General features: G+C 63.5%; 2 protein-coding genes and 1 pseudogene. 1 reads left to right on the top strand and 2 read right to left on the bottom strand.

The window, feature by feature from the left end; all coding sequences use genetic code 11:
* Positions 1-736 (bottom strand): LysR family transcriptional regulator (locus tag WCA53_RS04045; protein ID WP_423905724.1); only part of this gene is annotated, 736 nt, incomplete at its 3' end.
* Positions 737-832: 96 nt separating this feature from the next.
* Here WCA53_RS04045 and WCA53_RS04040 point away from each other — a divergent pair.
* Positions 833-1,807, top strand: coding sequence for an SDR family oxidoreductase (locus tag WCA53_RS04040; protein WP_423905722.1), 975 nt, complete (start codon positions 833-835; stop codon positions 1,805-1,807).
* A 117-nt stretch (positions 1,808-1,924) separates the two neighbouring features.
* Here the strand turns inward: WCA53_RS04040 and WCA53_RS04035 are convergent.
* Positions 1,925-2,772 (bottom strand): annotated as a pseudogene (locus WCA53_RS04035) (excinuclease ABC subunit UvrA); the annotation flags it as partial.

The following is a 2,772-nucleotide window of genomic DNA, read 5'->3' as shown; positions in this document are numbered from 1 at the left end:
CGGCCAGAGCGGCCTGGCAGAAGCCGAGGCCCGCACCGCTGCGGATCAGCGCAAGCTGCGCGAGGTCGCTGTCGGTGCGTATCGAGAACGCTTCGCGGTTAAAGCCCTGGAAGGAGCGGCTGGCCTTGCGGACGAAGGCGCTCGGCTGGTCGAATCCGATGAGGGAATGCCCCGCCAGCTCGCTGAACCGGCGCGGCATGCCTTGCCGAGCCAGATAGTCCTTACGCGCATACAGGCCGACTTCGATGCTGCCGACGCGGCGTGCAACCAGTTGCTCCTGCTCGGGCCGCATCATGCGCACTGCGATATCGGCTTCCCGCCGCAACAGATCCTGTACGCGGTTGCTCAATACCAGTTCGACTTTCAGGTCCGGGTGCCGTCGCCGCAACTGTTCGATGATAGGCGGCAGCACCTCGACGCCCACCACCTCGCTTGCCGCCACCCGCACTACTCCGCTCACACCTTCGCCGCTGGCCGTGGCTGCCCGTTCGAGCGAAGCTGCCGTGCTCTCCATCGTCTCGGCGTAGGTCCGCAGGCCCAACGCCGTCTCGGTCGGGGTTAGACCGAGTTGTGAGCGCGTGAACAACGCAACGCCCAGGGCCTGCTCCAATGCGGCGATATGGCGTCCCACAGTGGGCTGGGTGATGCCCAGGACCCGGGCGGCGCCCGATAGCGAGCCCTCTTTGAGGACGCTGAGAAAGGAGCGGTAGAGTTCCCAACCGATATTTGTAGTCATACATTAATGTATAGCCGATGAACGGTATTTGGCAATTCCCGTTTAACCGGAGTCGCCTCAGAATGCAGCCATCGACCATCCCTTCTGGAGAAAATCATGGCAATCAACAATACGGTTCTGGTTCTTGGCGCCACCGGTGGTGTTGGAGGTGAAGTGGCGCGCCAGTTGCGCGACGCGGGGTGGGACGTCCGGGCGTTAAAGCGTGGCACTACGCAAGCCATCGAACGCAATGACGGCATTGAGTGGATCCGGGGCGACGCGCTTAAACGGGAAGACGTGATTACCGCCGCGGCAGGCTGCTCGGTGATCGTCCACGCGGTCAACCCGCCGGGATACCGCGGATGGTCGGAACTGGTGCTGCCGATGCTCGACAACAGCATCGCAGCAGCGACGACGCAGGGTGCAACCATCGTGTTGCCCGGCACGGTCTACAACTACGGCCCCGATGCTTTCCCGGTGCTAACGGAAGACACACCACAGCGCCCGACGACACGCAAGGGTGCCATCCGCGTCGAGATGGAGCAGCGGTTGAAGAAGGCCAGCCGCGAAGGCGCCCGCGTGTTGATCGTGCGGGCAGGAGACTTCTTCGGGCCGAACGCGGGCAGCAACTGGTTCTCGCAAGGCCTCGTCAAGCAAGGTCGGGCGGTGAAGACCATCAGCTATCCGGGGCGCGGTGGCATCGGGCATCAATGGTCGTATCTGCCGGACGTTGGACGCGCGACGGTCGAACTACTCGCACGGCGTGACACGCTGGATGCCTTCGCCAACTTCCATATGGCGGGCCACTGGGACGCGGACGGTACGCAGATGAGCGATGCAATCCGTCGCGTGGTCGTACGCCGAACGGGGACCGCGCCGCGCGTCGCGGCATTTCCCTGGTGGCTGCTCACCCTGGCCTCACCGTTCGTGACGACGTTCCGCGAAATGGGCGAGATGCGGTACCTGTGGAAAACGCCGGTGCGCATGGACAATGCGCGGCTGGTGGCGGTACTGGGGCGAGAGCCGCATACGCCTCTCGAGGAGGCGGTTGAGGCGACTCTGGCCGGAATGGGGAACCTGGAACCAGTCTAGCTGACAAGCATTTGCACGCGCCGGCGTTGTCGAATCGATCGTGTGCTGACTTGCAAGCCCGTAAACGAATGCGAGCCGGTCCTTTTCAGGACCGGCTCGCAATCTTGCTCGGCTTGCCTAAACCGTTTCCGGCGCCACCATCCCTCTCTCAAGCACGGGCCTGAGCGCCGCGCCCGTATGACTGCGCGGATTTTTCGACAGGGTTTCCGGGTCCGTCGCGGCGACGATCGATCCGCCTTCCGTACCCCCTTCCGGCCCGAGATCGATGACCCAGTCCGCCTCCGCGATCACATCGAGATCGTGCTCGATCACCACCACGGAATGACCCCCATCCACCAGCCGATGCAGCACGCGAATCAGCTTGGCCACATCCGCCATGTGCAGGCCGACGGTCGGTTCGTCGAGGACATACAGCGTATGCGGCGCTTTCTGTCCACGTCGGCCGATGTCATCGCGCACCTTGGAAAGCTCCGTCACCAGCTTGATGCGCTGTGCTTCACCCCCTGACAGCGTCGGCGATGGCTGCCCAAGCGTCAGGTAACCCAGCCCCACGTCCTTCATCAATTGCAGAGGATGCGAGATGCTTGTCATCGCGGAAAAGAATTCGACGGCCTCGTCGATTTCCATTGTCAGCACTTCGCCGATGTTCTTGCCGCGCCACGTTACCGCGAGCGTTTCGGGATTGAAGCGCTGGCCGTGACACACGTCGCAGGGCACTTTGACGTCGGGCAGGAAGCTCATGGCGATGGTGCGCACGCCCTGCCCTTCGCACGCCGGGCAGCGGCCGTCGCCGGTATTGAACGAGAAGCGCGACGGCTTGTAGCCGCGCGCGCGCGCTTCGAGGGTATCGGCGAAAAGCTTGCGGATCGTGTCCCACATGCCGATATAAGTAGCCGGGCACGAGCGCGGCGTCTTGCCGATCGGCGTCTGGTCGACTTCCAGCACCCGATCGATCGACTCGAAGC

Origin of the sequence: Caballeronia sp., assembly GCF_049581465.1 — a bacterium.
GTDB lineage: Bacteria > Pseudomonadota > Gammaproteobacteria > Burkholderiales > Burkholderiaceae > Caballeronia.
Note: the sequence above shows the minus strand (reverse complement) of the source record. Positions and strands in the feature narration are given on the sequence as shown.